Annotated in this window: 24 protein-coding genes and 1 pseudogene; 10 read left to right on the forward strand and 15 right to left on the reverse strand. The window is 66.2% G+C overall.

Annotated elements, in window-relative coordinates; genetic code table 11:
- Nucleotides 1-52 precede the first annotated feature (52 nt).
- Entirely contained in the window at nucleotides 53-2404 is a 2352-nt protein-coding gene (locus FB548_RS04020; RefSeq protein ID WP_142123437.1) for a reprolysin-like metallopeptidase, read from the forward strand.
- 167 nt (nucleotides 2405-2571) lie between these two features.
- On the opposite strand, the gene FB548_RS04025 is transcribed toward FB548_RS04020, so the two are convergent.
- Nucleotides 2572-4200: an electron transfer flavoprotein-ubiquinone oxidoreductase gene (locus tag FB548_RS04025; RefSeq protein WP_142123438.1), complete on the reverse strand. Its 1629-nt coding sequence runs from the start codon at nucleotides 4198-4200 to the stop codon at nucleotides 2572-2574.
- Nucleotides 4201-4265: 65 nt separating this feature from the next.
- Here FB548_RS04025 and FB548_RS04030 point away from each other — a divergent pair, with 65 nt between their 5' ends.
- Entirely contained in the window at nucleotides 4266-4889 is a 624-nt protein-coding gene (locus tag FB548_RS04030; protein WP_142123439.1) for an alpha-ketoglutarate-dependent dioxygenase AlkB, read from the forward strand.
- Between the two features lie 13 nt (nucleotides 4890-4902).
- Here the strand turns inward: FB548_RS04030 and FB548_RS04035 are convergent, their stop codons facing one another.
- From FB548_RS04035 to FB548_RS04055, 5 genes are read right to left on the reverse strand one after another with little or no spacing between them, the layout of a single operon-like run.
- On the reverse strand, nucleotides 4903-5532 hold the full coding sequence (locus FB548_RS04035) for an ABC-type transport auxiliary lipoprotein family protein (RefSeq protein ID WP_142123440.1): 630 nt from the start codon (nucleotides 5530-5532) through the stop codon (nucleotides 4903-4905).
- A complete protein-coding gene (locus FB548_RS04040) occupies nucleotides 5529-6455 on the reverse strand; it encodes an MlaD family protein (protein ID WP_142123441.1) in 927 nt (308 codons plus the stop codon). The genes FB548_RS04035 and FB548_RS04040 overlap by 4 nt, the downstream gene beginning before the upstream one ends.
- Nucleotides 6456-6458: 3 nt before the next feature.
- Nucleotides 6459-7268, reverse strand: a complete 810-nt coding sequence (locus FB548_RS04045; RefSeq protein ID WP_142123442.1) for an ABC transporter ATP-binding protein — start codon at nucleotides 7266-7268, stop codon at nucleotides 6459-6461.
- A gap of 6 nt (nucleotides 7269-7274) precedes the next feature.
- Nucleotides 7275-8390 carry an MlaE family lipid ABC transporter permease subunit gene (locus FB548_RS04050; protein ID WP_142123443.1) on the reverse strand — a complete coding sequence of 372 codons (1116 nt, stop codon included), beginning with the start codon at nucleotides 8388-8390 and terminating at the stop codon, nucleotides 7275-7277.
- On the reverse strand, nucleotides 8387-9295 hold the full coding sequence (locus FB548_RS04055; protein WP_142123444.1) for a DMT family transporter: 909 nt from the start codon (nucleotides 9293-9295) through the stop codon (nucleotides 8387-8389). The genes FB548_RS04050 and FB548_RS04055 overlap by 4 nt, the downstream gene beginning before the upstream one ends.
- A 66-nt stretch (nucleotides 9296-9361) precedes the next feature.
- Here FB548_RS04055 and FB548_RS04060 point away from each other — a divergent pair, with 66 nt between their 5' ends.
- On the forward strand, nucleotides 9362-10609 hold the full coding sequence (locus FB548_RS04060; RefSeq protein ID WP_255470388.1) for a threonine/serine exporter family protein: 1248 nt from the start codon (nucleotides 9362-9364) through the stop codon (nucleotides 10607-10609).
- Nucleotides 10610-10675: 66 nt separating this feature from the next.
- Here FB548_RS04060 and FB548_RS04065 read toward each other — a convergent pair.
- The 4 genes and pseudogenes from FB548_RS04065 to FB548_RS04080 all read right to left on the reverse strand — a co-directional run.
- Nucleotides 10676-11038: pseudogene (locus FB548_RS04065) on the reverse strand (H-NS histone family protein); the annotation flags it as partial.
- Between the two features lie 131 nt (nucleotides 11039-11169).
- Nucleotides 11170-12864, reverse strand: a complete 1695-nt coding sequence (locus FB548_RS04070) for a proline--tRNA ligase (RefSeq protein WP_142124099.1) — start codon at nucleotides 12862-12864, stop codon at nucleotides 11170-11172.
- A gap of 71 nt (nucleotides 12865-12935) precedes the next feature.
- Complete coding sequence (locus FB548_RS04075; RefSeq protein WP_185741971.1) at nucleotides 12936-13223, reverse strand: DUF4124 domain-containing protein; 288 nt, start codon at nucleotides 13221-13223, stop codon at nucleotides 12936-12938.
- Between the two features lie 8 nt (nucleotides 13224-13231).
- Nucleotides 13232-13627, reverse strand: coding sequence for a DUF4124 domain-containing protein (locus FB548_RS04080; RefSeq protein WP_142123448.1), 396 nt, complete (start codon nucleotides 13625-13627; stop codon nucleotides 13232-13234).
- Between the two features lie 91 nt (nucleotides 13628-13718).
- Here FB548_RS04080 and pssA point away from each other — a divergent pair, with 91 nt between their 5' ends.
- The 3 genes from pssA to rimI are packed head-to-tail and all read left to right on the forward strand — an operon-like array spanning nucleotide 13719 to nucleotide 15438.
- On the forward strand, nucleotides 13719-14498 hold the full coding sequence (gene pssA / locus FB548_RS04085) for a CDP-diacylglycerol--serine O-phosphatidyltransferase (protein WP_142123449.1): 780 nt from the start codon (nucleotides 13719-13721) through the stop codon (nucleotides 14496-14498).
- Nucleotides 14495-14932, forward strand: a complete 438-nt coding sequence (locus tag FB548_RS04090) for an alanine acetyltransferase (RefSeq protein ID WP_142123450.1) — start codon at nucleotides 14495-14497, stop codon at nucleotides 14930-14932. Before pssA ends, FB548_RS04090 begins: the two co-directional genes overlap by 4 nt.
- 50 nt (nucleotides 14933-14982) lie before the next feature.
- The gene (gene rimI / locus FB548_RS04095) at nucleotides 14983-15438 is read left to right on the forward strand and encodes a ribosomal protein S18-alanine N-acetyltransferase (RefSeq protein ID WP_142124100.1); all 456 of its coding nucleotides are present in this window, start codon (nucleotides 14983-14985) and stop codon (nucleotides 15436-15438) included.
- A 152-nt stretch (nucleotides 15439-15590) separates the two neighbouring features.
- On the opposite strand, the gene FB548_RS04100 is transcribed toward rimI, so the two are convergent.
- The 4 genes from FB548_RS04100 to FB548_RS04115 form a co-directional block, all read right to left on the reverse strand.
- The gene (locus tag FB548_RS04100; RefSeq protein WP_185742014.1) at nucleotides 15591-16019 is read right to left on the reverse strand and encodes an isoprenylcysteine carboxylmethyltransferase family protein; all 429 of its coding nucleotides are present in this window, start codon (nucleotides 16017-16019) and stop codon (nucleotides 15591-15593) included.
- Between the two features lie 35 nt (nucleotides 16020-16054).
- Nucleotides 16055-18826, reverse strand: a complete 2772-nt coding sequence (locus FB548_RS04105) for a valine--tRNA ligase (protein ID WP_142123452.1) — start codon at nucleotides 18824-18826, stop codon at nucleotides 16055-16057.
- Nucleotides 18827-18958: 132 nt separating this feature from the next.
- Complete coding sequence (locus FB548_RS04110) at nucleotides 18959-19378, reverse strand: DNA polymerase III subunit chi (RefSeq protein ID WP_142123453.1); 420 nt, start codon at nucleotides 19376-19378, stop codon at nucleotides 18959-18961.
- 115 nt (nucleotides 19379-19493) lie between these two features.
- Nucleotides 19494-20969, reverse strand: coding sequence for a leucyl aminopeptidase (locus tag FB548_RS04115; protein WP_142123454.1), 1476 nt, complete (start codon nucleotides 20967-20969; stop codon nucleotides 19494-19496).
- Nucleotides 20970-21098: 129 nt separating this feature from the next.
- Here FB548_RS04115 and lptF point away from each other — a divergent pair, with 129 nt between their 5' ends.
- Entirely contained in the window at nucleotides 21099-22178 is a 1080-nt protein-coding gene (lptF, locus tag FB548_RS04120; RefSeq protein WP_142123455.1) for an LPS export ABC transporter permease LptF, read from the forward strand.
- The gene (lptG, locus tag FB548_RS04125) at nucleotides 22175-23278 is read left to right on the forward strand and encodes an LPS export ABC transporter permease LptG (RefSeq protein WP_142123456.1); all 1104 of its coding nucleotides are present in this window, start codon (nucleotides 22175-22177) and stop codon (nucleotides 23276-23278) included. The genes lptF and lptG overlap by 4 nt, the downstream gene beginning before the upstream one ends.
- Before the next feature lie 7 nt (nucleotides 23279-23285).
- Here lptG and FB548_RS04130 read toward each other — a convergent pair whose 3' ends face one another.
- Nucleotides 23286-23756 carry an RDD family protein gene (locus tag FB548_RS04130; protein WP_142123457.1) on the reverse strand — a complete coding sequence of 157 codons (471 nt, stop codon included), beginning with the start codon at nucleotides 23754-23756 and terminating at the stop codon, nucleotides 23286-23288.
- 335 nt (nucleotides 23757-24091) lie between these two features.
- Here FB548_RS04130 and xerD point away from each other — a divergent pair, with 335 nt between their 5' ends.
- Both xerD and FB548_RS04140 read left to right on the forward strand, forming a co-directional pair.
- Nucleotides 24092-25045: a site-specific tyrosine recombinase XerD gene (xerD, locus tag FB548_RS04135; RefSeq protein ID WP_142123458.1), complete on the forward strand. Its 954-nt coding sequence runs from the start codon at nucleotides 24092-24094 to the stop codon at nucleotides 25043-25045.
- A gap of 108 nt (nucleotides 25046-25153) precedes the next feature.
- Nucleotides 25154-25993, forward strand: coding sequence for a DsbC family protein (locus tag FB548_RS04140; protein WP_142123459.1), 840 nt, complete (start codon nucleotides 25154-25156; stop codon nucleotides 25991-25993).
- Nucleotides 25994-26029: the final 36 nt, after the last annotated feature.

The following is a 26029-nucleotide window of genomic DNA, read 5'->3' on the forward strand; positions in this document are numbered from 1 at the left end:
GGGCTATAGTGTCGGTTCAGGGGCTCTATCCGTTTTTCTCAGAGGCGTACGTATGAAACTCCGGGTCGGCGCTTGCGCCATGATGTTGGTCTTGGCCGGGTGCAGTGGAGAAAGCCCCGAATCGGGCATCGCAGGGATGCGTGGTGTGGCCGCGAGCAAGACGGCCGGCAGCCTGCCGACGGCGCTCCCGCTGGCACGCGCAATCGGCGCGTCCATCGCCAACGCGCCCGATCGCGGCGCGTTGCTGTCCTTCCCCAACAAGGCGACGCCCGCCAAGCAGGAAGGTGCCTACACCTGGTTCCCGACCGCGATCAGCGAAGCGCATGCCTTCAAGGGTATCGCCACGGGTGAAATGACCGTGCCTTCGCCTGATGGCAGCCAGGTCAAGCTGCGCTACGAGCGCCACGTCGAAGAGATCGACGGCAACTGGACATGGATCGGTCGCGTCGTCGGCGGCGATCCGATGCAGGAAGCCATCATCACGTTCGGTGAAAAGGCCGTGTTCGGCTCGATTCCCCAAGCCAACGGCAAGCCGGCGCTGAGTCTGCAGACGCGCAATGGTTCTGTGTTTGCGGTGCAGACCGATCCGTCGAAGGTGGTGTCTGCAACCAAGGGTCATGTGGATATCATGGTGCCCGAGGCTTCGACGCTGCGCTCTTCGATGGGCGCTGCGGTCAGTCAGTCAGCCCAGGTGACCCAGACTGCGACCGCTGTTGCCCAAGGGGCACCTCCTACCGCTGCGAATACGATCGATGTGGCCATCGGCTACACACCTGAATTTGCGACGGCCAATAATGGTGCGTCAGGTGCCGCGACGCGTTTGGTCTATCTGATCCAGGTCGGCAACCAAGCCTTTGCAAATAGCGATGTGAACGGTTATCTGCGCATCGTCAATGCGGTGCAGGTTAGCTACACCAACACCAATACGAACCAAGCGGCTCTTCAGGAACTGACCGGCAGCACGGGTCAGGCGCCCGTCACTGTACCCGCCAGCCTCGCCCCGTTGCGCACAGCACGAGATCAGTACGGCGCGGATATTGCCGTGCTGGTGCGCAAATTCAGTACACCTGAAAACGAGGGCTGCGGCATTGCCTGGTTGAATGGCGCCAACCGTACGGCTATCACGGCGGCAGATGCTTCTTGGGGCTATGCCGTCATCAGTGACGGTTACGATCAGGGCACCGATGGCAAGACCTATTATTGTGCTGATGAAACCCTGGTCCATGAAGCCGCGCATCTTATGGGGTCGGCGCATGACCGCGCCAACTCCCGCGATGGCAACAATTTGCAGTATGGGCGCTTCGATTACTCCTTCGGTTTGAAGACTTCCGCCGCCAATGGCAACTTCTATACCGTGATGGCTTACGGCGATACCGGACAGATATCGCACCGCATCTTCTCCACCCCGTTGAAGAGCACCTGCGGCAGTGGCGGCAACCTGCCTTGTGGCATTGCAAACAGCGAGGACAATGCGCGCAGTTTGAACCAGACGATTCCAGTGGTGGCGACATTCCGCGCGACCGTAGTCCCGTTCACCAACGCGCGGAATGATTTTGATGGTGATGGCCGATCTGACATCCTCTGGAACAATGCCTCCACGGGCGCGAGTGCAATCTGGAAAGCGGGCGACTACGGTAGCCAGCAGGCGGTAAGGCAGGTCGCTGACCTCAATTGGAAGAAGGTTGGTGTCGGTGATTTCGACGGGGATGGGAAGTACGATATCTTGTTCCGTAATGTAACAACCGGTGCGAATACGATCTGGCGAGCTGGTAACTACGCGACACAGACCGCAGTTACTTCCGTTTCCAATCTTTCTTGGCAGGCAGGAGGGGTCGGAGACTTTAACGGGGATGGGCGTTCGGACATTCTTTGGCGCAATGTTTCAAGCGGGGCCAATGCGATTTGGCTATCCGGTAACTCCGGCACACAGCGATACGTAACTACCGTCGGTGGAAACTGGAGCATTGTGGGCGTGGGCGACTTCGATGGTGATGGTGAAGATGATATTTTCTGGAGAAACACGGATGGCAGCAATGCCATTTGGCGCTCTGGTCAATACTCAGACTATCAGGTGGTCGACTCCGTTCCGGGTCTAGCTTGGCAGGTTGTGGGAGTGGGGGATTTTGACGGCGACAGCGTGGATGACGTGCTTTGGCGCAATCGTTCCACGGGCTTGAATACCATCTGGAAGGGCGCTGTCTCCAGCCAGCGCATTGCTATTGCCAACGTCACTGATACGCGCTGGCGCGTGGCCAGCATCGCTGACTTTGATGGAGACGGCCGTGACGACATACTTTGGCGTAACACAGTTACAGGCGCCAACGTGATTTGGAAGGCCGCTAGCAATGCGTCCCAGCAGGCGGTGGTTTCGGTGACTAGTCAGGCTTGGGTGGTCGTTCGTTAAAACTGACTTCTTAGTAGCCTTGGACAACCGAGGGGTCGGCCGAGATGCCGGCCCCTTATTCCCTTGTCCTGCGCTCAGCCTAAGTAAGTTGCGGCGTGTTGGAGTTGGAGCTAAAGATCAGGCGGGGGGGGCAGACATGTGCGAGCAATGTCAGCCGCTAGCTTGCATCACAAATTCTGATAATTCGGCCCCGAGCCGCCTTCCGGCGTCACCCAGTCGATGATCTGGTAGGGATCCTTGATGTCGCAGGTCTTGCAGTGCACGCAGTTGGCGGCGTTGATCTGCAGGCGCTTGCCGTCGCCATCGTCGACGATTTCGTAGACCCCGGCCGGGCAGAAGCGGGTGCAGGGGTTGTCGTATTCGGCGGTGCAGCGGGTGACGCATACGGACGTGTCGTGCACGCGCAGGTGCACGGGCTGGTCTTCGTCGTGTTCGGTAGCGGCGTAGTAGACGCCTTGCAGGCGGTCGCGCGGAGCGAGGATGCGGTCCACGTAGTCGCGCTTGGGCTCTTCGTATTCGCCGACCTTGTCGAGCGACGACCAGTCGGGCTTCACTTTCAGGGTCCACGGCGAGAGGCCGCCCACGGCGGTTTCCCACGCAGCGTTCGCCATGCCGAACCACAGACCTTTCTTGAAGCCGGGCTTGATGTTGCGGACCGATTTCAGCTCCGCCATCGCGTCGGACGCGCGCAGTTTCGTGTCGAAACCTTCTGGCGCGAGTTGCGACGACACCAGGTGCTCGGCCGCCAGCATGCCGCTGCGGATCGCCTGGTGCGTGCCCTTGATCTTCGGCACGTTTAGCAGGCCGGCGGTATCGCCGATCAACAACGCGCCGGGCATCTCGACCTTCGGCAAAGACTGCCAGCCGCCGGTGACGATGGCGCGTGCGCCGGCGGACAGGATGTTGCCGCCTTCGAGGATCGGCTTGATCAGCGGGTGGTTCTTCCACTGCTGGAAGGCTTCCCACGGCTTGTACTCCGGATCCTTGTAGTCCAGGCCACTGACGTAGCCCAGCGCGATCTGGTTGTTTTCCAAGTGATACAGGAAGCTGCCGCCGTAGATGTCGTTGCTGGCGGGCCAGCCGAGGGTATGCACGATCTTGCCCGGCGTGACGCGGCCTTCCGGCACTTGCCACAGCTCCTTGATGCCGATCGAGTACGCCTGCGGATCGCTGTCCTTGTCCAGGGCGAAACGCTTCACCAGCCGCTTGGTCAGGTGGCCGCGTGCGCCCTCGGCCAGCACGGTGACCTTGGCGCGGATGTCGATGCCCTGCGTGTAGCCGGGCTTGTGGCTGCCGTCCTTCGCAATGCCCATGTCGCCGATGCGCACGCCGACAACCTTGCCGTCGTCATCGTGCAGCGTCTCGGAGGCGGCGAAACCCGGATAGATTTCCACGCCCAGCGCTTCGGCCTGGGGTGCGAGCCATGCGCACATCGCGCCGAGCGACACGATGAAGTTGCCGTGGTTGCGCATGCCCGGCGGAACGATCGGGAACTTGTGGCCACCGTCCTTGCTGAAGAACCAGAACTCATCGTCCTTGGCAGGCACGCACACCGGTGGCGGGTTGTCGCGCCAACCTGGCAGCAGCGCATCGAGCGGTTGGGGCTCGATCACTGCGCCGGACAGGATATGCGCGCCGATGGTGCTGGCCTTCTCGATCACGCAGACCGAGATCTCGGGGTTGAGCTGCTTGAGCCGGATGGCGAACGCCAGGCCTGACGGCCCCGCGCCGACGGTGACGACGTCGTACTCCATCACATCGCGTTCGACATCGGACATCGGGCTCGGCTCCAGCATGGCGTTAGGCTCCCGGTATTTTCGGGGTTTGCGAGGGGCGGGGCAAATCCGCGAGCATGGTCGGCATGACCATACCCCTGCCGCTCAATGCGCATGGAGGCGAAGCGACGCTGCCGGGCGCGCGTCTCGCCTACCAGCCAGCCTGGCTGCCCCTGGCGGAGGCGGATGCGCTTTTCGATGATTTGCAGCGATTGCTACCCTGGAGCGTGCATCGTATCCGTCTGTTCGGACGCAGCGTCGATTCGCCGAGGTTGAGCGCGTGGATCGGTGATGAGGATGCCGTCTACCGCTATTCCGGCAGCGATTTCGAGCCGCATCCGTGGATTCCCGCCTTGATTGGGCTACGGCAGCGTCTGCAGGACGAACTGGGCACGCCGTTCAACAGCGTGCTGGCCAATCTCTACCGCGATGGCCGCGATGCGATGGGATGGCACAGCGACGACGAGCCCGAACTGGGCCCGCAGCCTGTCATCGCCTCCGTCAGCCTCGGCGGTGTGCGCCGGTTCCTGCTCAAGCACAAGCAGGATCCCGCGCTTCGGGCGGCGTTCGAACTGCCCCATGGCAGCCTGCTGGTGATGGCGGGCGAGACGCAGCGCCACTACCGGCACGCCCTGCCTCGCACGGTGAAACCGGTGGCGCAACGCATCAACCTGACGTTCCGCCTGATCGATCCGTTGCGCCGTCGCTGACACGCCGCGCGGATCAGCGATTGGCGTTCGGGTCGCCGTTTCCGGAGACCAGTACCCACGCGACGATGTCGGCGGTGGCGGCTTCCAGCGCGTCTTCGAAGGCCCTGGTCACCTGCGCGACATCCACGCTTCCTGCGGGCTTCTGCTGCAGGAACGTGCGTGAGGCGACCACGCTTTGGCCACGGTTGTTGACCAGCTTGGCGTTCACTTCGACCACGGCGGACGGCAACGCGCCGCCCGCATAGTCGGCCTCGAAGCGGCGCAGGTCCATCACCAGCTTGTAGTCGCCGAGGATGCCGGCGTCGGCGCTGGCCACGGCGGGAATCTTCCCCGAATCCTCCAGCGTGCGCTGCACGGCGTCCTGCAGCATATCGGTCGCCGGCAATGCCCAAGACACGCCGCGATAGACCTGCAGTTCACCGGGCGTGGGCCGCACGCTGATGCGCGGACTGTCGATCACGCGCGCGGCCGTGGGCTTCGCGACGATGAGGGTCCAGGCCACCTGCGGCCAGCCGGGGTCCGGTGCGACCCTGACATCCGGCGCGTAGATGGTGACCGGGTCGCGCTGTTCGCTGCCGAGGATCGAGCAGCCCGCGAGGGCGAGGGAGAAAGGAAGGGCGAAGAAGAGTCGCAGCGGCTTCATTTCGGGTCGAACTCCTTGGGTGCATCGCGGCCGAGCAGGTAGCGCGCGGGATTGCCTTCGAGGCGGTCGCTGACGCGACGCAGGTCGCGCACCAGGCCCCGCAGTTCGGTGAGGGTGGGGCCGAGCTGGCCGAGGCCGTCGCTGGCGAAGCTGTTGATGGCGGCGCGGTTCTCGCCGAGGATCGCGTCCGCATTGCCGGCGGCCGAATCGAGCTTGGCCAGTGTGGTTTCCAGCTTGTCCAGGATGCCGGGCAATTCCTGCACCAGGTTCTTGTCCAGCCGCTCGATGGCGCCATTGGTGGTGACGAGCGTCTTGTCCAGGTTCTGAGCCGCATCGCGGGCGCTGGTGATCAGCGACTCCAGTCCATCCTCGCGGCTGGCCAGCGAATTGCTCATCGTTTCCAGGTTGGCCAGCGTGGTGGTGATGCTGGCGACGTTCTTGTCGCTCAGTGCCTGGTCCAGGCGCTCGACGATGCGGTTGGCGGTGTCGGTGATGTTCTGCAGCGCCGAAGGTGCGGTCTGGATCACTGGGGCTTCGCGCGTGTCCACGCTGGTCAGCGTCGGCGCCTGCGGGGTGCCGCCGCTGAGCTGGATGATGGTCGGGCCGGTCAGGCTGGTGATCGCCAGCTTGGCGCGGGTGTCGGTCTTCACGGGGGTGTACGACTCCACACGGATGCGCGCGATCACCTGCCGCGGATCGTTCGGGGCGAGCGAGAGTTTGGTGATGGAACCGACCGCGATGCCGTTGTACTGCACCGGGCTGCCGACGGTGAGGCCGGTCACTGCTTCGCGGAACACCACCTGGTATTCCTGCCAGGTGCGCTCGGACGAGTACTTTGCCGCCCACAGGCCGAACAGCAGCAGCGCGGCGGCGATGATGAGGGTGAAGGCCCCGATGAGGACGTAGTTGGCGCGTGTTTCCATGGATCAGACCGCCGTTTGCGATTGAAGGGGCCCGGAGGCCTGCTGTCCGTCGCGCGCGGCGCGCGCGCGGGGACCGTGGAAGTATTCCTGCACCCAGGGGTGGTCGAAGCGCTCGACCTCTGGCAGTGGCGCCACCGTGATCACCCGCTGGTCGGCCAGCACCGCCACGCGGTCGCAGATCGCGTACAGCGTGTCCAGGTCGTGGGTGATGAGGAAGACGGTCAGGCCGAGCGCTTCCTGCAGCGTCTTGATCAGTCGATCGAATGCGGCGGCGCCGATGGGGTCCAGGCCGGCGGTGGGTTCGTCGAGGAAAAGCAGCGGCGGATCCAGCGCGAGCGCACGCGCCAGGCCCGCGCGCTTGCGCATGCCGCCTGACAGCTGTGATGGCAGCTTGTTGAGCGCATCCGCAGGCAGGCCGGCCAGCTTGACCTTCAGCAGTGCCAGTTCGTAGCGCCAGCTGTCCGGGAGTTCGGGATGATGTTCCTTGAGCGGCACCTGCACGTTCTCGCCCACGGTCAGCGACGAGAACAGGGCACCGTCCTGGAACAGCACGCCGGTGTTGCGCTCGATGTGCTGGCGCGCGACGGGATCTTCCGAGCGTGCATCCTCACCGAGCACGGTGATCTGCCCTTCGTCGGGTTGGCGCAGTCCCAGGATCGAGCGCATCAGTACCGACTTGCCGGTGCCGGAACCGCCGACCACGCCAAGGATTTCGCCACGGCGCACTTCCAGATCGAGGCCTTCGTGCACGGTCTGTTCGCCGAAGCGGTTGACCAGCCCGCGCACCTGGATGATGGGGGATTCGTCGGTCATGCGCCGTCACCAGTCCATGTGCATGAACCACAACGCGGCCAGCGCGTCGATGATGATGACCAGCGAGATCGTCTGCACCACGCTGGTCGTGGTGCGCTCGCCTACCGACTGCGCGGTGCCTTCCACGCGCAGGCCCTCCAGACAGCCGATCAGGCCGATCACCAGCGCGAACACCGGCGCCTTCGACAGGCCCACCAGGAAATGCTTCACCTCGATGGTGTCGTGCATGCGCGCGATGTACATCTGCGGGGGAATGCCGAGGTCGAACGCGCCGACAGTGACGCCGCCGGCCAAGCCGGCCATCATCGAGATGAAGGTCAGCAGCGGCAGCATCACCAGCAGGGCGATCAGGCGCGGGATCACCAACAGGTCGATCGGGTCCAGGCCGAGCGTGCGGATCGCATCGATCTCCTCGCGGCTCTTCATCGCGCCGATCTGCGCGGTGAACGCCGACGCGGTGCGGCCGGCGAGCACGATGGCAGTCATCAGCACGGCGAACTCACGCAGGAACGCGATGCTGACCAGTTCCACCACGTAGATCTCCGCGCCGAAATCGCGCAGCACAGTGGAGCCGAGGAACGCGATCACCGCGCCCACCATGTAGGACAACAGGATCACCAGCGGCACCGCATCCAGGCCAACGGCTTCCATGTGCGCCACGGTGGCGGTGGGGCGGAAGCGGCGCGGTTCCTTCACCATGCGCACCAGCTTGACCAGGTTTTCGCCGGTGAAACTGAGCAGGGCGACGATCTCCTGCTTGTTTTCGTGCACGCGGTAGCCGAGGCGGGACAGCGCGGCGAGGAAACCGTAGTCGCGCTTGCGGGGCGGCCGGTCGTCGGCCACGTCTTCGATGGTGCTGACCAGCGCCTGGTGATCCTGGCGGAATTCGATATCCGACGGGTCCATGCCGCGACGCTTGGCGAAGCGCAACAGTTGCAGCACGCCGGCCGAATCGATGCGGTTGATCGCGGTCGCATCGAGCCGGTTGATGGCGTCGGGCAGCGTCTTGAGCTGTTCCGCCACCGTCAGCGCGCTGGCCAGCGTCCAGTCACCCGCCAGCTTCACGCGCTGGGGGTCACCGGGGTCGGCTTCGTACTGCGGGCGGGCAAGGGTGGGGGTCATGGCGTCGCTCGGCCAAGGAGCATACAGGCTATCCCACTGAACGTGAGCAGCACGCCTGCGAACGCGCGACGGCCCATGGGTTCACGTAGCCACAGGGCGGCGAGCACGACGAGGAAGACCGAGGCGGATTCATTGAGAATGGCGGCCACGGAGGCCGAGGTGAACTTGTAGCCGCCCAGCCACAGCACCATCGACAGGCCCTGGCCCACCAGGGCCGCCAGCACCAGCCGATGCCAGGCGACATCGCCTGGCACGAAGTGCATGCGCTGGCGCATGGAGGGCAGCGATGCAAGGAACAGCAGTCCGACCATCGCGCCGCACAGGCGCAGCAGCGTCACCCACAACAAGGGCTGCGTCTCCAGAGTGCGTTTCACCATCACGATGGCGATCGCCATCAGTGCGATCGCTAGCACGCCCAGCAGGATGCCGCGAAGCGTGTGTGCGGGGCGTACCGCCCGCATGCGTGCCGGCATGCTGACCAGCAGCACGCCTCCCGCCACCAACAGGAAGCCCAGCCATTGCAAGCCGCCGAGGCGTTCGTCCAGGAACACGAACCCCAGCAGCAACACCAGCGGGCTGTAGAGATTGCCGATGACGCCCATGCGGCCGGCACCGAGTTCGTTGAGCGCGCGGAAATACAGCGTGTCCGCCAGCGCGATGCCGATCACGCCGCTCGCCAGGACGAGGAGCAGCTCGCGCACCGGCATCGAGGGCCAGGCACCCGCGTACAGCGGCAGCGCCACCGGCGCCAGCAGGCACAGCACCAGTCCGTTCTTGAGCAGGTTGAGGGTGAGCGGAGGCAGGTGCGCGCCCAGTTGCCTCGCCAGGATCACGCCCACCGCCCACGCGGCGGCACTGCCCAGCGCCATCGCTTCGCCGATTCCCACCTTGCCCCCTGGCCACATCGTCGATGCGTAGTGTAAGCAGGGATGCGTGAAGTCACCGGATGGGACTTGGGCGATACTGTGCCGATGGCCGACGACATGCTTATTACTGCCACCTACGCCCAACGCATCGCCTTCGTGTGCGAGATCGCCGGGCGCCTGCACAGCTACGGCACCACAGCGCAGCGGCTGGAGGGTACGGTAGTAGGCTTGTCCCAGCGCCTCGGCCTGGATTGCGAGCCGTGGTCGAATCCGACGGGCCTGATCCTGAGTTTCAGCGATCCCGCGCGCCCACTGGGGGCCAGTGACAGTACCCGCGTCATCCGTCTGGCGCCGGGTGAAACAGACCTGCACAAGCTCAGCGAAGCCGACCGCATCGCCGATGCGGTGTCGTCCGGCCAGATGAGCATCGCCCAGGGCCACACCGCGCTGCGCGCGCTGGACCGCAAACCGAGCGTGCGGTGGCGGGCGATGCAGATCTTCGCCTCCGGGCTAGCGGCAGCTGCCGTGGCCGGCCTGTGGCGGCTGCCGTGGCTGGATATCGCCACCGCGGGGCTGATCGGCCTGATCATCGGATTGCTGGGCGAATGGATCGCGCGGCGCCCGCAAATGAAGGAGGCCAGCGATGCGATTTCGGCGCTGGTCGCCGGCTTCGTGGCGATCCTGGTGGCCAACTTCATCGCGCCGCTGAACCTCAACACGGTGATCATCGCCTCGCTGATCGTGCTGCTGCCCGGCATGGCGCTGACCAATGCGGTAAACGAACTGACCAGCCAGCACCTGGTATCCGGCGTGGCGCGGTTCGCGGGCGCACTGGCGACGGTGCTCAAGCTGACCGTGGGCAGCATGATCGCGGTGACGCTGGCGCAGTTGCTGGGCCTGTATCCGGACGTGCGCGCCTCGCGACCGCAACCGGAATGGGTGGAGTGGGGCGCGATGGTGGTGGCCGCCTATGCCTTCGCCGTGTTGTTCAAGGCGCACCGTCGCGACTATTTCTGGGTGATGGCCGCCGCCATTGCCGGTTACAGCATCTCGCGTTACGCGGGCCAGGCGTGGGGCGTACCGGTCGGCATCTTCCTTTCGGCGCTGACGCTGACGGCGGCAGGCAACGCCTTCGCGCGCTGGGCCAACCGGCCGGGCGCGCTGATTCGCGTACCCGGCATCCTCATGCTGGTGCCGGGCAGCACCAGCCTGCGCGGGCTGCTGACGCTGGTGCAGCAGCAGGACGTGGGCGTGGGCCAGTCCGCCTTGCTGGCGGTCACCAACGTGGTGATGGCGCTGATCGCCGGCCTGCTGTTCGGCAACCTGCTGATCTCCTCGCGCAAGAATCTCTGAAGCGCGCAAAAGAAAACGGGAGGCCATTGCCTCCCGTTTTCTCGATTGCGACGATGGCAATTACTTCTTCTTGATCAGGAAGTCGTCCGCCTTCTTGCCCTTGGCGATCAGCGCGGCCATCCAGCGCGGGTGCTTGCCGCGGCCGGTCCACGTTTCCTTCGGGTTGGCCGGGTTGCGGTACTTCGGCGCGACCTTGCCCAGCTTCTTGCCTGCGCGTGGGCCGGGTTTCGCAGCCGCCTTGGCGGGACGCGTGCCCCCCATGCCGAACAGCTCCTCAAGCGTATAGCCCTCGGCCTTGGCGAACTTGGTGATCTTGCTGCGGATGGTGGCAATGGGTGTGCGCTTGGCCAGCTTGGTCTGCTGTTCCTTGGCCTTGGCGATCAGGGCGCCAAGTTCCTTGGCGGACAGGTTACGCAGGTCGATCGACATCAACTATCTCCAGTCAGGAAGGGGAAAGCCCATCCTTGGCGGTGTCCCGATGATAATGGACGAGTTAATGGCGGCACAAATCACACCGAGCGTGGGCGCCGCTCGTCAGCGCCCACGCTTGCAGCGCACGATCAACCCCGCAGGCGCGCCAACAGTTCGTCGCGACCGATGTTCTCGGCCTCCGCCGCCCGGCGCGCGCGATATTCGAACGTGCCCGCCGCCAGCCCGCGTTCGGACACCACCACGCGGTGTGGAATGCCGATCAGTTCGATGTCGGCGAACATCGCGCCGGGACGCAGGCCACGGTCGTCCAGCACCGCTTCGATGCCGGCGGCCTGCAACTCGTCGAGCAGCGCTTCGGCAGCACTGTTCACTGTGGCGTCGTTCTTCGGATTGATCATGCACACGGCCACCGTCCACGGCGCCATCGGCACGGGCCAGATGATGCCGTTGGCATCGTGGTTCTGTTCGATCGCTGCAGCCACGATGCGCGACACGCCGATGCCATAGCAGCCCATCGCGGGCGTGGCGGCCTTGCCGGTCTCGTCCAGCACGGTGAACTTCATCGCTTCGCTGTACTTGCGGCCGAGCTGGAACACATGGCCCACCTCGATGCCGCGGACGATGCGGATTTCGCCACCATCGGCGGCCCTGTCGCCTTCCACCACGTCGCGGATGTCGGCCACGGTCTCCGGTTCGGGCAGGTCGCGGCCCCAGTTGACGCCGGCGAGGTGGAAGCCAGCCTCGTTGGCGCCGACGACGAAATCCGCCATCGCCGCCACGTCGCGGTCGGCCACTACGCGGATCGCCTGCTTCGCGCCGATCGGGCCGAGGAAGCCCGGCTCGCTGCCCAGGTGGGCGAGGATCTCGGCCTCCGTCGCCAGGCGGTAGTCGGCCATGCCGGCGACCTTGCCCAGCTTGATCTCGTTGACGGCGTGGTCGCCACGCACCAGCGCCAGCACGAAGCCGGCGTCGGTCATGACGGCCACGGACTTCACCGTCCGCTGCAGAGGAATGCCGAGCAGCGCGGCGACGTCCTCGCAGGTTTTCTGCGTGGGCGTGGCGACCTTGTTCATCGCTTCCGACGCGGCCGCGCGCGGGCCCGGCGCGGCCGCCTGCGCGGCTTCGACATTCGCGGCGTAGTCGGACCCGGTGGAGAACGCGATGGCGTCCTCGCCAGAATCCGCCAGCACGTGGAACTCCTGCGAGGCATCGCCGCCGATGGCGCCGCTGTCGGCCTGCACCGCGCGGAAGTCCAGCCCCAGGCGGGTGAAGATGCGTGTGTACGCCGCATGCATGTTGCGGTATTCGCGCACCAGGTCCTCGTCGGTGATGTGGAACGAGTAGGCATCCTTCATCACGAACTCGCGCGCGCGCATCACGCCGAAACGCGGGCGGATCTCGTCACGGAACTTGGTCTGGATCTGGTAGAAGTTGACCGGCAGCTGCTTGTAGCTCGACAGCTCCTGGCGCGCGAAGTCGGTGACGGCTTCCTCGGCCGTGGGGCTGTAGCAGAAGTGCTGTTCCTTGCGGTCGGTGATCTTCAACAACTGGCCGCCGAACTTCTCCCACCGGCCCGTCTCTTCCCACAGCTCGCGCGGCTGGATGGTCGGCATGATCATCTCGATCGCGCCGGCATGGTTCATTTCCTCGCGCACCACGGTCTCCACCTTGCGCAGCACGCGCAGGCCCAGCGGCGACCAGGTGTACAGGCCGGCGGCCAGCTTGCGGATCATGCCGGCGCGCAGCATCAGCTGGTGGCTGACCAGTTCGGCGTCGGCCGGGGTTTCCTTGGTGGTGCGGAGGTGGAACTGCGACAGGCGCATCGGCATGGGGATCCGGGAGGGACGAACCGCCTATTTTGCCAGCGTTGGACGCACCCCGGGGCGGTGACGGGTCAATCCGCGTCGGTCGCCACGTCCCCACTTACGCGGATGCTGGCCGGGGCTTCGCGGTCGATGCGCTCGAAGCGACGGTCCTTTGGAGGCTGCTCGGTGATCTGCAGTACACCGGCATCGTCGCGCCAGCGATACAGCGAGGGGCGGGCGTCGCGAGCCTGGGCAGCGGCCGCCTGGTCCGCGCGGGCCTGCTTGCGTGCCCCGGCATCCGGTGATTCGCGGGCCAGCCACCAGGCCACGCCAGCGCCCAGTGCCACGCCCGCCACGATGGCCAGCCAGGCGCGCACGGGAAGGGTCAGGCGCCGGCTGCAGGCTTGCAGTACGCCTTCACGGCGGCTTCGGCCAAGCTCTGCTGGCTGGCACGCCCGGCGTCGTCAAGCGTGGTATCCGGCTTGCCGTCGCCATCGGTGTCCTGCTGCACGGCGCCCTTGTTGGTGGCCAGGATCTGCAGGTTCATGCGCGCGGTGATGCATTGCGGGTTCTCGACCGACTTGCCGGCGGGCTGCACCTCTGCCGCCGGGGCGCCGTACTGATTGATGCGCCGGTTCTGCACGGTCTGGTTCGGCGGTGGGCTGTCCGCGTAGTGGGTCACGCCGTTCTTGTCCTTCCACTGGTAGACCTGCTGGGCCTGCGCGGTGGAGGCGGTTGCCAGGCAGAGCGCCAGCACGGACAGGCAGGGCAGGAGGCGCATGGGAAGCTCCGGATCACGGGAACCCTGATTGCAGCACCCCCGGGCCGCGCAGGCAAGCCGGTTGGCGGGGTGCTGGGCTAAACTGCGACCCATGAACGAAATCACGCCGCCCCCGCGCTCCCGCGGGATTTACCTGCTGCCCAACCTGTTCACCACTGCGGGCCTGTTTGCCGGGTTCTTCGCGATCATCGCCGCGGCCAACGGACAGTTCGTCAACGCCGCCATCGCGGTGTTCGTCGCGGGCCTGATGGACGGCATCGACGGGCGCGTGGCGCGCCTGACCGGCACCAGCAGCGAGTTCGGCGTGCAGTACGACTCGCTGGCCGACCTGGTCAGCTTCGGTCTGGCGCCGTCGCTGGTGATGTACCACTGGTCGCTGTCGGCGCTGAAGTTCGACGGCGGCGTGATGGGGCGCGTGGGCTGGGTGGTGGCATTCCTCTATGCGGCTTGCGCGGCGCTGCGGCTGGCCCGCTTCAATACGCAGGTCGGTACTGTGGACAAGCGCTGGTTCGTCGGCCTGGCCAGTCCGGCCGCGGCGGGGTTGATGATGTCTTTCGTGTGGGCGTTCGCGGACGGCGAGCTGGGCTGGACCGGGGAGGAGCTGCGCTATGTCGCGCTTGCGGTCACGCTGGTTGCCGCGCTGTTGATGGTCAGCCGTATCCGCTTCTGGAGCTTCAAGGGCACGGGCGAAGGCGGCGCGAAGGCCGACCGCATTCCGTTCGTGGTGCTGGCGCTGGTGCCGCTGGTGCTGGCGATCCTGTTCATCGACCTGCCGCGCACGTTGCTGGCCGTGGGCGTCGTCTACGCCTTGTCCGGCCCGGGTTTCTGGCTATGGCAGCGGATGCGCCGCAACAAGGACGGCGTGGCATGACATTCGCGTCTGACCGTCTGTGGTCGGCCGAACAGCAAGGGTGGCTGCGCGCGCTGGGCCATACGGTGTACCTGCCAGCGGATTGGCCGACGGAAGCCGGTGCCGCTGTCGCGCAGGCCGTGGAAACGCCGCGTGCCCGTGTCGCGCCCGATGCTCCTCCGCCCGCTGCCGTGCGTGCGCGTCCGCCTGCGCGTGAGGCTGTCGACGCACCCCCGCCGGTGCGCCAGGCACCAGCGCCGCGAGCGCCCGGATCGCGGCTGCCGGACCGCCTCCACTTCGCGCTGATCCGCGCCTCGGGCTGCAACCCCAATGCGCCCGGCGCTGCCGAGCTGTTCGCCCAGTGGCCCAGTTCCGCGGAGCTGCGTGGCAACCCTGCCGCCAAGCGCGCGCTGTGGCCCGTGCTGAGGCGGCTGCGACGCGGGGCATCCGCGTGAGTGCGCGGGGCGCCGAAGCACCACCGGCGTCCGCTTCCAGCCTGCGCCCGATGCGCGAGGGCGACCTTGATGCCGTGATGGCGATCGAGCAGCGCGCCTATCCCTTTCCGTGGACGCGCGGCATCTTCCGTGACTGCCTGAAGGCGGGTTATCCCTCGTGGGTGATGACGGAACACGGCATGGTGATCGGCTACGGATTGCTGAGCATCGCCGCCGATGAGGCGCATGTACTGAATATCTGCATCGCGCCGGAGCGGCAGGGCCGCGGCCTGGGTCGCCATCTGCTGCGGGCGCTGGTGAAGATCGCCCGCGACCTGCGCGTGCAGCGCGTGTTCCTGGAAGTGCGCCCGTCCAATCCCGGCGCCATCACGCTGTATCACAGCGAAGGCTTCAACGAGATCGGCCGCCGCCCGCGCTACTACCCCGCCCGCGACGGCCGCGAGGATGCCCTGGTGATGGCAATCGAGTTGGTCGCGGGCGACATCACCACGATGCCGCCGCTGTAGGGCGGGCCCCGGCCCGCCGCCGTGCCGCCACCGCAAAACAACCCGACCGTCATCCCGGCGAAAGTCGGCGGGATGATGAAATGCAGTGGACGCAGTCTGTGTCCGTCATTCCCGCGAATGCGGAAATCCATCTCGCTTCTGGCTGTTGGGCGCTAGAGCCAGCGCCGCACGCGGGCCCGATACGCCTCGTACGCGGTCCCGAATGTCGCTGAAAGCGCGCGCTCCTCCGGCCGAATCTGGTATCGGGTGACGTACGCCATGTACAACGGTGCGCCAACCAACGCGGCGGGTTGTCGCAGCCAGCAGGCCCAGGCGACCAGCAGCAGCGCGTGTCCCAGGTACATCGGATTGCGCGAGAGGCGATGCAGTCCGGTGACTACGAGTACCCGAGACGATGCCGGGCGAAGTGGATTCACCGTCGTGCCGGCCCGGCCGAAAGCGAGCTTCGGCCCCAGGTTGAACAGCAGGCTGAGTCCTGCGAGCGACGAGACCAGCATCAGGCGCAGCGATGACGGCAGGGCAATGATCCCCGCAGGCACCGCGTACGCGATCCCCCAGGCGATGGCGCCACTCAGCACCATCACCACCGGGGGTGGAACGCGGGTCTCCAGTCGGCTCAGAGCTTCGCGCGCTGTCCGTGCAGGGCAGCCAGCTGGTTGCTCCAGTCCACCAGGCGCTGACGCTCCTGCTCGACCACTGCCGCCGGCACCTTGTCGGTGAACTTGGCCAGCTTGGCCTCGCTCTTGTCCTTCTCGCCCGCGACGCGGGCGATTTCCTTGTCCAGGCGGGTACGCTCGGCGTCAAGGTCGACCAGACCTTCCAGCGGCACCAGCAGTTTCAGTTCACCCACCATCGCGGCAGCGGAGGCGGGCGCATCGGTGCCGACGTCGAGCCAGACGATGTCGTCCAGCTTCAGCAGGAACGACAACGACGAGGCGAAGCGCGCGATGCGCGTGCGGTCGTTGTCGCCACCATCCTGCAAGAGCAGGCGGATGGTCTTCGCGGGGGAGACGTTGAGTTCGCTGCGCACGCGGCGCAGCGTGGACACCATCGTCTTCAGCCATTCCACGTCCGCATCGGCCTGCACATAGTCCTGGCCGGCGAAGTCGGCTGCGACCGAGTAGGGGCGCAGCGAGACCGTGCCACCGTCGATGCCCAGCTTCGGAGCGACCTGCTGCCACAGTTCTTCGGTAACGAACGGGGTCAGCGGGTGCAACAGGCGCAGCAGCGATTCCAGCACGTACAGCAGCGTGTGGCGCGTGCTGTCGGCCGCTTCCTTGTCATTGCCATTGAGGGCTGGCTTGGCGAGTTCGACGAACCAATCGCAGAACTCGTTCCAGGCGAACTCGTACAGCGCCTGCGACAGCAGGTCGAAGCGGTAGGCGGCGAACTGGGTTTGGACTTCGGCGGTGACCTTGGCCAGCCTGGAAAGAATCCACTTTTCGGCATCAGTCTTCGGCTGCGGTGCGCCGGTGGCGGCGAAGCCTTCGGTATTCATCAGCACGAAGCGCGTGGCGTTCCACAGCTTGTTGCAGAAATTCTTGTAACCCTCGGCGCGGCCCATGTCGAACTTGATGTCGCGGCCGTGCGTCGCCAGCGCGGCAATGGTGAAGCGCAGTGCGTCGGCGCCGTGCGGCACGATGCCGTCCGGGAATTCCTTGCGCGTGGCTTTCTCGATCTTCTCGGCCATCTTCGGCTGCATCAGGCCGCCGGTGCGCTTGGCCACCAGGTCTTCCAGCGAGATGCCGTCGATGATGTCCAGCGGGTCCAGCACGTTGCCCTTCGACTTGGACATCTTCTGGCCGTCCTTGTCGCGGATCAGGCCGGTCATGTAGACGTCGCGGAACGGCACCTGGCCGACGAAGCTGTCGGTGGCCATGACCATGCGCGCCACCCAGAAGAAGATGATGTCGAAGCCGGTGACCAGCACCGACGACGGCAGGTAGCGGTCGAAGCCGCGTTCGGCCATCGCCTGTTCGTCAGGCCAGCCCATCGTGCTGAAGGGCCACAGCTGCGATGAGAACCAGGTTTCCAGCACGTCGCCGTCCTGCGTCAGCTCGACGTCGGCGGACAGGCCGGCCTTCGCGCGCGCCTCGGCTTCGTCGCGACCGACGTAGCAGGTGCCGTCGGCATCGAACCACGCGGGAATGCGGTGACCCCACCAGAGCTGGCGGCTGATGCACCAGTCCTGGATATTTTCCATCCAGTGGCGGTAGGTGTTGATCCAGTTCGGCGGGACGAACTTCACCTCGCCCGACTCGACGAGTTCCAGGCCACGCTTGGCCAGGCCGTCCATCTTCACGAACCACTGGTCGGTCAGGTAGGGCTCGATGACCTGGCCGGTGCGGTCGCCGCGCGGTACCTGCAGCTTGTGCGGCTTGGTTTCGACCAGCAGGCCGAGGTCTTCCAGATCCGCGAGCACGACCTTGCGTGCTTCGTAGCGGTCCAGGCCGCGATATTTTTCCGGTGCGTTCTCGTTGATCGCCGCAGTCGGCGTCAGCAGGTTGATCAGCGGCAGGTCGTGGCGCAGGCCCACCTGATAGTCGTTGAAGTCGTGTGCCGGCGTGACTTTGACCACGCCCGTGCCGAACTCGCGGTCGACGTAGTCGTCGGCGATGACGGGGATCTCGCGGTCGGTCAGCGGCAGCTTCACCGTCTTGCCGATCAGGTGCGCATAGCGCTCGTCTTCCGGATGAACCATCACCGCGGTGTCGCCGAGCATGGTTTCCGGCCGCGTCGTCGCGACCACTAGCGAGCCGCTGCCGTCGGCGAGCGGATATTCGATCGACCAAAGGAAGCCGTCTTCCTCGACGTTCTCCACTTCCAGGTCGGAGATCGCGGTCTTCAGCACCGGGTCCCAGTTGACCAGGCGCTGGCCGCGGTAGATCAGGCCCTGCTCGTGCCAGCGCACGAAGGCTTCGATGACTGCCTTCGAGGCCTGCTCGTCCATGGTGAAGGTACTGCGCGACCAGTCGCCCGACGCGCCCATGCGCCGCATCTGCCGTTCGATGGTGTCGCCGGACTGCGCCTTCCACTCCCAGACCTTGGCGATGAAGCCGTCGCGGCCCAGCGAATCGCGCGTCTCGCCCTTGCCTTCCAGCGCCAGGTTGCGGCTGACCACCATCTCGGTGGCGATGCCGGCGTGGTCGGTCCCCATCTGCCACAGCGTGTCGTAACCGCGCATGCGGTGGTAGCGCACCAGTGCGTCCATCAGCGTGTGCTGGAACGCATGGCCCATGTGCAGCGTGCCGGTGACGTTCGGCGGCGGTAGCAGCACGGTGTAGGGCTGGCCCGTGCCGCTGGGCTTGAAGTAGCCGGCGGCTTCCCACTGCGCGTACAGGCGGGATTCGAAGGATTTCGGGTCGTAGCTGGAGGCGAGGTCGGTCATGGGGTTCCGGGATGTTTGAGTCGTCATCCCGGTGAACGCCGGGATCCATCTTGATCTTGCCTTTGCGTTGTCTGGGGGTGAGGCCACAGCATCGGCAAAGTGGATTCCAGCGTTCGCTGGAATGACGGGGGCTTACATGTCGTGCTTGTTCACTTCAAAGCCGCGCGCCTTGTACTGCTTCCAGCGCTCGCGCAGCGGCTCGCGCGCGGACGGGTCGGCCGGCACCACCTCCAGCACGCGCTCGCACTCACCGGTGTAGGCGGCATCGCGCAGGTTGATCACCAGCGCGCGGGCCGGTGCGTCGAACTCCGGCGTGGCGATCAGCACGGGCGTCAGTTCGTCCTCTTCGTCACCGGCGATCTGGTGCGGGATGTAGGCGTCGGGATCGAACTCCCACAACAGCTCGTCCAGTGCCTCGGCCTGGGCCGCGTCACGCGCCAGCACCAGCGTCCACTGGTTGCTGTCGTAGGCCTTGCGGACCAGTTCGCAGACCAGCTTGAGCGGCTCCTCGAGGAAGCGCGGCTTGGCGATCAGGTAGAAGTCGGCGCGCATGAGAGCAGGGAACCGGGAGCAGGGAACGGGGAATGACGATGGATCGCGGCGGAGAGGATCGGGTCACGGGAAACCTTCATTTCCCGTTCCCGGTTCCCCGTTCCCGCTTTCCGCCTCATCCAGCGCGATCCAGCAGCCACTGGCTCAGCAGGCCGACCGGACGGCCTGTCGCCATGCCGCGCTTGCCTTCGTCGTTGGACACGCCGGCGATGTCCAGGTGCGCCCAGCGCTGGCCTTCGGTGAAGCGGGCCAGGAAGCAGCCGGCGGTGATCGCACCGGCCCAGCGGCCGCCGATGTTGTAGACGTCGGCGAAGCTGGATTCCAGCTGGGTCTGGTACTCGTCCCACAGCGGCAGGCGCCAGGCGCGGTCGAACACGGTTTCGCCGGCACCCAGCAGTTCGTTGCTGAGGTCGTCGTGCTTGCTCATCAGGCCGCTGGCGTAGCGGCCCAGCGCCACGATGCACGCACCCGTCAGCGTGGCCACGTCGACCAGCGCGGCGGGCTTGAAGCGCTCGGCGTAGGTCAGGGCGTCGCACAGGATCAGGCGACCCTCGGCGTCGGTGTTGCCGACTTCGATCGTCTTGCCGGACATGCTGGTGATGACGTCGGACGGACGATAGGCGTTGCCGTCGATGGCGTTCTCCACCGCGGGCACGATCACCACCAGGTTCAGCGGCAGCTTCATCTTCACGGCGGCCACGAAGGTGCCCAACACGCTGCCTGCGCCCAGCATGTCGTACTTCATTTCCTCGATGCCGCCCTGCGTCTTCAGGTTGACGCCACCGGTGTCGAAGGTGATGCCCTTGCCGACCAGCACGTAGGGTTTGGCGTCGGCGTCGGTGGCGCCGTTCCACTTCAGCACGATCAGGTGCGGGCGGTTGGCCGAGCCGCGGGCCACGGCCAGCAGCGAGCCCATGCCGAGCGCTTCCATCTGCGCTTCGTCGAGGATTTCAGCCTCGGCGCCGTTCTCGGATGCGTACTTCTGCGCCTGCTCGGCCAGGTAGGCCGGATTGCAGATGTTCGGCGGCAGGTTGCCCAGCTCGCGGGTGACTTGCACGCCGGCGGCGATGGCGACGCCCTGTGCAAGTGCCTGCGCATCCTCGCCGTTGACGGCGAAGTGGGTCAGGCCGGGGTCGTCGTTTTTCTTCTTGCCGAGCGTGGCGGTGTAGCGGTAGCAGGCGTGGTCGGCCGCGATCACGGCCTGGCGGATCTTCCACGCGGCATCGCGGTCCTTCACGTCCACCTCGGACAGGGTGAACAGGGCGCTGCGGACCGGGCCGGTCTTCAGCGCACGGGCGGCGTCGCCGACGGCCTTCAGGTACTGCGCCACGCCGAACTTGGCCGTCTCGCCCAGGCCCACCACCAGCACGCGCGGTGCGCTCACGCCGGGCAGGTCATGCAGCAAGGTGGTCTTGCCGGTCTTGCCGCCGATGTCCCCCCGCTGGACCAGCGCCGACAGCTTGCCGCCACTGGCCGCGTCCACGGCCTGCGCGGCGGCGGTCAGGCTTTTGTCGGCGTAGGCGCCTACCACGATGCAATCGACGCCGGCCTGGGCGGGGGCTTCGTGGTTCAGGGTGAATTCCAGCGTCATTGATCAGATTCCCGGTTCAGTTACGTACAATCGCAGGCCGGATGAAGGTGGCAGACGCCATCCCGGACCGCAGAGACTGCCGCCATCGATGCGGCGCACAAGCCCGAGATTGTAAATCAAGCCCCCCTGATGCCGAAGCTGGACCGCTATCTCTTCCGGGAATTCACCCAGAGCTTCCTGGCTACCCTGATCATCCTGTTGATGGTCAGTGTGGGCGGCGTGATGGCGGACCTGCTGGGCGACGTGGCCGACGGCAAGGTGCCGGCGCGCCTGCTGCTGTCCCAATTGGGCCTTCAGTTCCTCAACTACATGCCCTACATCATCCCGCTGGCGCTGATGCTGGGCCTGCTGCTGGCGTTCTCGCGCCTGTATCGGGATTCGGAAATGGCGGTGCTGACGGCGACAGGCATCGGTCCGCGCCGCCTGCTGCGACCGCTGCTGATGCTGGTGGTCCCGGTGGTGGTGGTGGTGGGCCTGTGCTCGCTGTGGCTGGGTCCGTGGGCGCTGCGCACCGCGCAGGACATGCTGGAACACGCCAACCGCAGCCTGGTGGTATCGGGTCTGGACGCCGGCAAGTTCACCGTGCTGTCCAGCGGCGCGGTGGTCTACGTCAGTGCGCTGTCGCCGGATGGCACGGGGCTGAGCAAAGTGTTCATGCACCGCGCCAACGAGGGCCGCATCGACGTGGTGACGGCAAAATCCGGGCAGATGTTCTTCGAGGGCGAACGCAACCGCTACCTGAGGCTGGACGACGGGTTCCGGGTCGAAGGCCCTGATGGCGCCGGCCTCGATTATCGGCTGATCCGCTACAAGGCCAACGAGGTCGCGCTGCCGGACCGGGCCGATACGCTGGACAAGGACGACCCCGCGCTGCTGCCGACGCCCCAACTGCTGGGCGACGGCCGGCCGCAGGCGAATGCCCAGGTCCACGCACGCCTGACGCCGCCGCTGCTGGCGCTGGCGTTCGCCTTGCTGACCCTGCCGCTGTCGCGCAGCTCGCCCCGGCAGACGCGCTACGGGCGGGTGATGCTGGGCTTCCTTGCCTATCTCGTCGGCGTCAGTCTCATGTTCAACGGCACCCAACTGCTGGCCGATGGCAAGCTGCCCGGCGTCGTCGGCCTGTGGTGGTTGACGCTGCCCCTGCTCGCGGCAGGTCTATGGTTCTACCTGCGTGACGGTCAGTTGTCGCGGCCGCGGAGGCGCGCATGAGGCTGTTGCCGCGCCTGCATGACACCTACGTGGGCCAGGTCGTCCTGGTCACCGTGCTGCTGACCTGGGCGGTGCTGGTGGGACTGGACGTGGTGATGGCGCTGTCCGGCGAGATCGGCGACCTGGGCACCGGCAACTACACCTTCGGCCATGCGGTTGCGTGGGTGCTGTACACCGTGCCGCGGCGGGCCTACACGATGTTCCCCACGGCGGCCGTGATCGGTTCGCTGATGGGACTGGGGCAGCTGGCGGCCAGTTCGGAGCTGACCGCACTACGCGCGGTCGGCCTGTCGCGTCTGCGCCTGAGCGTCTCGGTCGCCGCGGCATTGGGCATCCTGACCGTGCTGATGATCTTCAGTGGCGAAACGCTGGGCCCATGGGGCCAGCGCCAGGCCGACGTGTTGAAGATGGCTGCGCGCACCGGCAACGTCGCGATGGATCGCTACTCGGGACTGTGGGCGCGCGAAGGCAATACCTTCCTCTACGCGCAGAGTGGTGAAGAGAAGGAGCAGGGCGGCGGCAAGGTGTCGCTGCAACTGCGCGACGTACGCATGTACGAACTGGCGGACGACGGGCGGCTCGCCTCCATCGCGCATGCGGCCATTGCCGAGCACCTGGACGGCTACTGGCTGCTGAAGAACGTGCGCCGTACGACCTTCAACGAGCGTTCCGCCACCCAAGTGACTGTGCTGGGCGAACGCTGGGAATCGGAACTGGACGCCTCGGTGCTGTCGTCCAGCCTAGTCCGCGCGCGCAACATGCCTAGCCACGAGCTGAGCCAGAACATCGACTACCGCAAGCGCAATGGGCTCGATGCGCGCGATTACGAAGACCAGTACTGGGCGCGCTGGTTCTATCCGCTCAACGTACTGGCGCTGTGCCTGGCGGCCATCCCCTTCGCCTTCGGCAGCCTGCGCAGCGGCGGCATGGGGAAGCGGCTGTTCCTCGGCATCGTGTTCGCCGTGGGCTTCTATGTGCTGCAGACGATGTTCGTGCGACTGGCCGGTGCGTTCCGGCTGGATTACCGCATCGCCTATGCGATTCCACCCTTCGCCCTGCTCGGTATCTCCTGGCTGATGTTCCGGCAGAGAAGCCGCTGACGCGCCGTCAGGCGCGCTTCGGCAGCCGCACCATCCGCGTGCCGCTGTAGCGGTCGTGGAAGGTCAGGTGTTCGCGATCCAGCCACGCCCACCAGAACCCCAATCCCGCCGCCAGCGTCGAGACCGTCGCCAGCGTGTAACGGCGCCACAATGCCGCGCGTGTCGGCGCATCCCCTGCGGGCGTGACCACTTTCAGCCGCCAGGGCCGCATGCCGAGCGTCTGCCCGCCGCGTTGCCAGCTCCACGTGGCGTATACGCCGGTGACGGCCCAGCAGCAGATCCAGAGCAGCCACCACAACGGGCTGAAGGGTTGGATGTTGTGGCGGACATTGCCGCTGGCCACCACGTCGATCAGTACGAACGGGACCGCGACGGCGATCCACAGCGCCAGCACGGGCCAGAAGTCGTACAGCAGCGCGAGCAGGCGCCAGCCGATCAGGGCGCGGGGCTTTTCGATGGCGGGGGCAGATTTCGTCATTGCGACAGGATACCGGCTAAGGCCCAGCCGCCCATTGTGGGAGCGAAGCGAGTCGCGATGGCCAGGTTCCTTCAGGCAGTTCCGGACAACTGACCCCGTTCGTGGTGAGCCTGTCGAACCATGCACTTTGCGCTGCATGACAGATCGCAACAGGCCTGCTTTCCCGTGAAAAGCGTGGTTCGACAGGCTCACCACGAACGATATCCGGGGGCGCCTGCTTGACGGAGCTCCCTGGCTACGCTGGGACATGCTGTCTTCGTTCATTCCTGATCGTGTGGTCTCTCGCGACTGACGTCGCTCCCACAAGAGGGATATGCATGGCCTAAGCTTGCCGCATGACTGCCCGCACGCCCGCCGAACGCCGCCAGCAGGCGAACGCCCTGCCGCCCGTCCCCGATGCCGACGCCGATGCCATCACAGCATTCCTTGACGTGATCTGGGCCGAGAGCGGCCTGGCGAAGCCGTCGCTGGACAGCTACCGGCGCGACCTGGAGGGTTTCGCGCGCTGGCGCAACGGCCGTGACGGCGGGCTGGCGGTGGCCGATCGCGCGGCCCTGTTCGACTATCTCGCCTGGCGCACGCGCGAGGGCTATTCCCCGCGCAGCAACGCACGGCTGCTGTCGGCCCTGCGTGCGTTCTATGCGCATCGGCTGCGCCGGGGCGAACGTGCGGACGACCCCACCGCGCTGCTCGATCCGCCCCGCCTGCCGCGCTCGTTGCCGAAGGCGCTGGCCGAGACCGAGATCGACGCGCTGCTGGCTGCGCCCGACACCACCACGCCGCTGGGCCTGCGTGATCGCGCGATGCTGGAACTGATGTACGCCGCCGGCCTGCGCGTCAGCGAGCTGGTCACGCTGCCGGCGACCGCGATCAACCTGCGGCAGGGCGTGCTGCGGGTTACCGGCAAGGGCAGCAAGGACCGGCTGGTGCCGCTGGGCGAGGAGTCGCAGCACTGGCTGGAAACCTATCTGGCTCGGGCGCGCCCGGCTCTGGCGGGCAAGCGCAGCACTCCGTTCCTGTTCATGGGCGCGAGCGCCGAACCGCCGACCCGACAGCAGTTCTGGGTGCTGGTGAAGCGTTACGCGGCGCTGGCCGGCATCGATCCGGTCCGGATCAGTCCCCACGGGCTGCGGCACAGTTTCGCCACCCACCTGCTCAACCGTGGCGCCGACCTCCGCGCGCTGCAGATGCTGCTGGGCCACAGTTCGCTGTCCACCACGCAGATCTACACCCTGGTCGCGCGTGAGCACCTCAAGCAATTGCACGGCCGGCACCACCCGCGCGCATGACGCGAGTCACGCTTGCAGGCGATTAAGCCGCTTGCGCGGCGCCTTGTGCCAGAATCGCCGTCTGTTCCTGCCACCCAGCCGCGCTGCGGCGTACCCCGGATGCCCTTGATGCCCCGCCTGATGACTGCCGCCCTTCTGGGTGCCCTGAGCCTGACCGCCTGCGCGCAGGCCCCCCAGCCGCCCGCCCAGGGCGATGCCGCGGCCGCCACGCCGCAGGCGGCGGTGCGCCAGATCAAGGCCGGCGTGGGCGCCACCCCCGATGAGCGTGCCCGTTCCGCGATCGCCCAACTCAATCCGCAGGCGAAGGTGGAGTACGTCGGCGCCGCACCGTTGCCGGGTTTCCGCGAGGTGATCGCGGGCGGCCAGCTGCTTTATATCAGTGACGATGGGCGCTACCTGATGCAGGGCACCGTTCTGGACCTGGACCAGCAGCAGGATCTGATGCAGACCAGCCCGGCGCTTGCCGGCTACCGCAGCAAGCTGATCGCGACCATTCCGCATGCCGAACGCATCGTGTTCGCGCCCCCGAATGCCAAGTACACCGTCACCGTGTTCACCGACATCGAATGCGGCTATTGCCGCAAGCTGCACGGCGAAGTGGGCGAGCTCAACCGTCTCGGCATCGCGGTGGAATACCTGGCGTTCCCGCGCATGGGCCTGGGCAGCCAGGACCACAAGGACATGATCTCGGTCTGGTGTGCGCCGGACCGGAAGCGCGCGCTGACCGACGCCAAGGCCGGCAAGTCGATCCCTCCGCGCGACTGCAAGAACCCCGTGACCATGGAGTTCGACGTGGGCCAGCGCATCGGCGTCAGCGGCACTCCGGCCATCTATTCGGCCGAGGGCGTCCAGCTGGGGGGCTACCTGCCGCCGGCCGCACTTAGGGCCAAGCTGGACGAACTGGCCGCGAAAAAGGCCCCGGCCGCAGCAGCAGGCGCCGCCCCGTGATCCCGACGAAGCCGGCCCTGCGCCGGCTTCGCTACA

This window comes from Pseudoxanthomonas sp. 3HH-4 (genome assembly GCF_006716465.1).
Lineage (GTDB): Bacteria > Pseudomonadota > Gammaproteobacteria > Xanthomonadales > Xanthomonadaceae > Pseudoxanthomonas_A.

What these genes read in the sequence shown, in the direction of transcription:
- lptG (WP_142123456.1), top strand. Translation starts at nt 22,175, where the DNA reads ATGAGGCTGTTGCCGCGCCTGCATGACACCTACGTGGGCCAGGTCGTC.
- rimI (WP_142124100.1), top strand. Translation starts at nt 14,983, where the DNA reads ATGCGCGAGGGCGACCTTGATGCCGTGATGGCGATCGAGCAGCGCGCC.
- FB548_RS04090 (WP_142123450.1), top strand. Translation starts at nt 14,495, where the DNA reads ATGACATTCGCGTCTGACCGTCTGTGGTCGGCCGAACAGCAAGGGTGG.
- FB548_RS04105 (WP_142123452.1), bottom strand. Translation starts at nt 18,826, where the DNA reads ATGACCGACCTCGCCTCCAGCTACGACCCGAAATCCTTCGAATCCCGC.
- FB548_RS04100 (WP_185742014.1), bottom strand. Translation starts at nt 16,019, where the DNA reads ATGGTGCTGAGTGGCGCCATCGCCTGGGGGATCGCGTACGCGGTGCCT.
- FB548_RS04115 (WP_142123454.1), bottom strand. Translation starts at nt 20,969, where the DNA reads ATGACGCTGGAATTCACCCTGAACCACGAAGCCCCCGCCCAGGCCGGC.
- FB548_RS04070 (WP_142124099.1), bottom strand. Translation starts at nt 12,864, where the DNA reads ATGCGCCTGTCGCAGTTCCACCTCCGCACCACCAAGGAAACCCCGGCC.
- xerD (WP_142123458.1), top strand. Translation starts at nt 24,092, where the DNA reads ATGACTGCCCGCACGCCCGCCGAACGCCGCCAGCAGGCGAACGCCCTG.
- FB548_RS04040 (WP_142123441.1), bottom strand. Translation starts at nt 6,455, where the DNA reads ATGGAAACACGCGCCAACTACGTCCTCATCGGGGCCTTCACCCTCATC.
- FB548_RS04140 (WP_142123459.1), top strand. Translation starts at nt 25,154, where the DNA reads ATGCCCCGCCTGATGACTGCCGCCCTTCTGGGTGCCCTGAGCCTGACC.
- FB548_RS04060 (WP_255470388.1), top strand. Translation starts at nt 9,362, where the DNA reads ATGGCCGACGACATGCTTATTACTGCCACCTACGCCCAACGCATCGCC.
- FB548_RS04110 (WP_142123453.1), bottom strand. Translation starts at nt 19,378, where the DNA reads ATGCGCGCCGACTTCTACCTGATCGCCAAGCCGCGCTTCCTCGAGGAG.
- lptF (WP_142123455.1), top strand. Translation starts at nt 21,099, where the DNA reads ATGCCGAAGCTGGACCGCTATCTCTTCCGGGAATTCACCCAGAGCTTC.
- FB548_RS04030 (WP_142123439.1), top strand. Translation starts at nt 4,266, where the DNA reads ATGACCATACCCCTGCCGCTCAATGCGCATGGAGGCGAAGCGACGCTG.
- FB548_RS04080 (WP_142123448.1), bottom strand. Translation starts at nt 13,627, where the DNA reads ATGCGCCTCCTGCCCTGCCTGTCCGTGCTGGCGCTCTGCCTGGCAACC.
- FB548_RS04130 (WP_142123457.1), bottom strand. Translation starts at nt 23,756, where the DNA reads ATGACGAAATCTGCCCCCGCCATCGAAAAGCCCCGCGCCCTGATCGGC.
- FB548_RS04025 (WP_142123438.1), bottom strand. Translation starts at nt 4,200, where the DNA reads ATGCTGGAGCCGAGCCCGATGTCCGATGTCGAACGCGATGTGATGGAG.
- FB548_RS04020 (WP_142123437.1), top strand. Translation starts at nt 53, where the DNA reads ATGAAACTCCGGGTCGGCGCTTGCGCCATGATGTTGGTCTTGGCCGGG.
- pssA (WP_142123449.1), top strand. Translation starts at nt 13,719, where the DNA reads ATGAACGAAATCACGCCGCCCCCGCGCTCCCGCGGGATTTACCTGCTG.
- FB548_RS04045 (WP_142123442.1), bottom strand. Translation starts at nt 7,268, where the DNA reads ATGACCGACGAATCCCCCATCATCCAGGTGCGCGGGCTGGTCAACCGC.
- FB548_RS04050 (WP_142123443.1), bottom strand. Translation starts at nt 8,390, where the DNA reads ATGACCCCCACCCTTGCCCGCCCGCAGTACGAAGCCGACCCCGGTGAC.
- FB548_RS04035 (WP_142123440.1), bottom strand. Translation starts at nt 5,532, where the DNA reads ATGAAGCCGCTGCGACTCTTCTTCGCCCTTCCTTTCTCCCTCGCCCTC.
- FB548_RS04055 (WP_142123444.1), bottom strand. Translation starts at nt 9,295, where the DNA reads ATGTGGCCAGGGGGCAAGGTGGGAATCGGCGAAGCGATGGCGCTGGGC.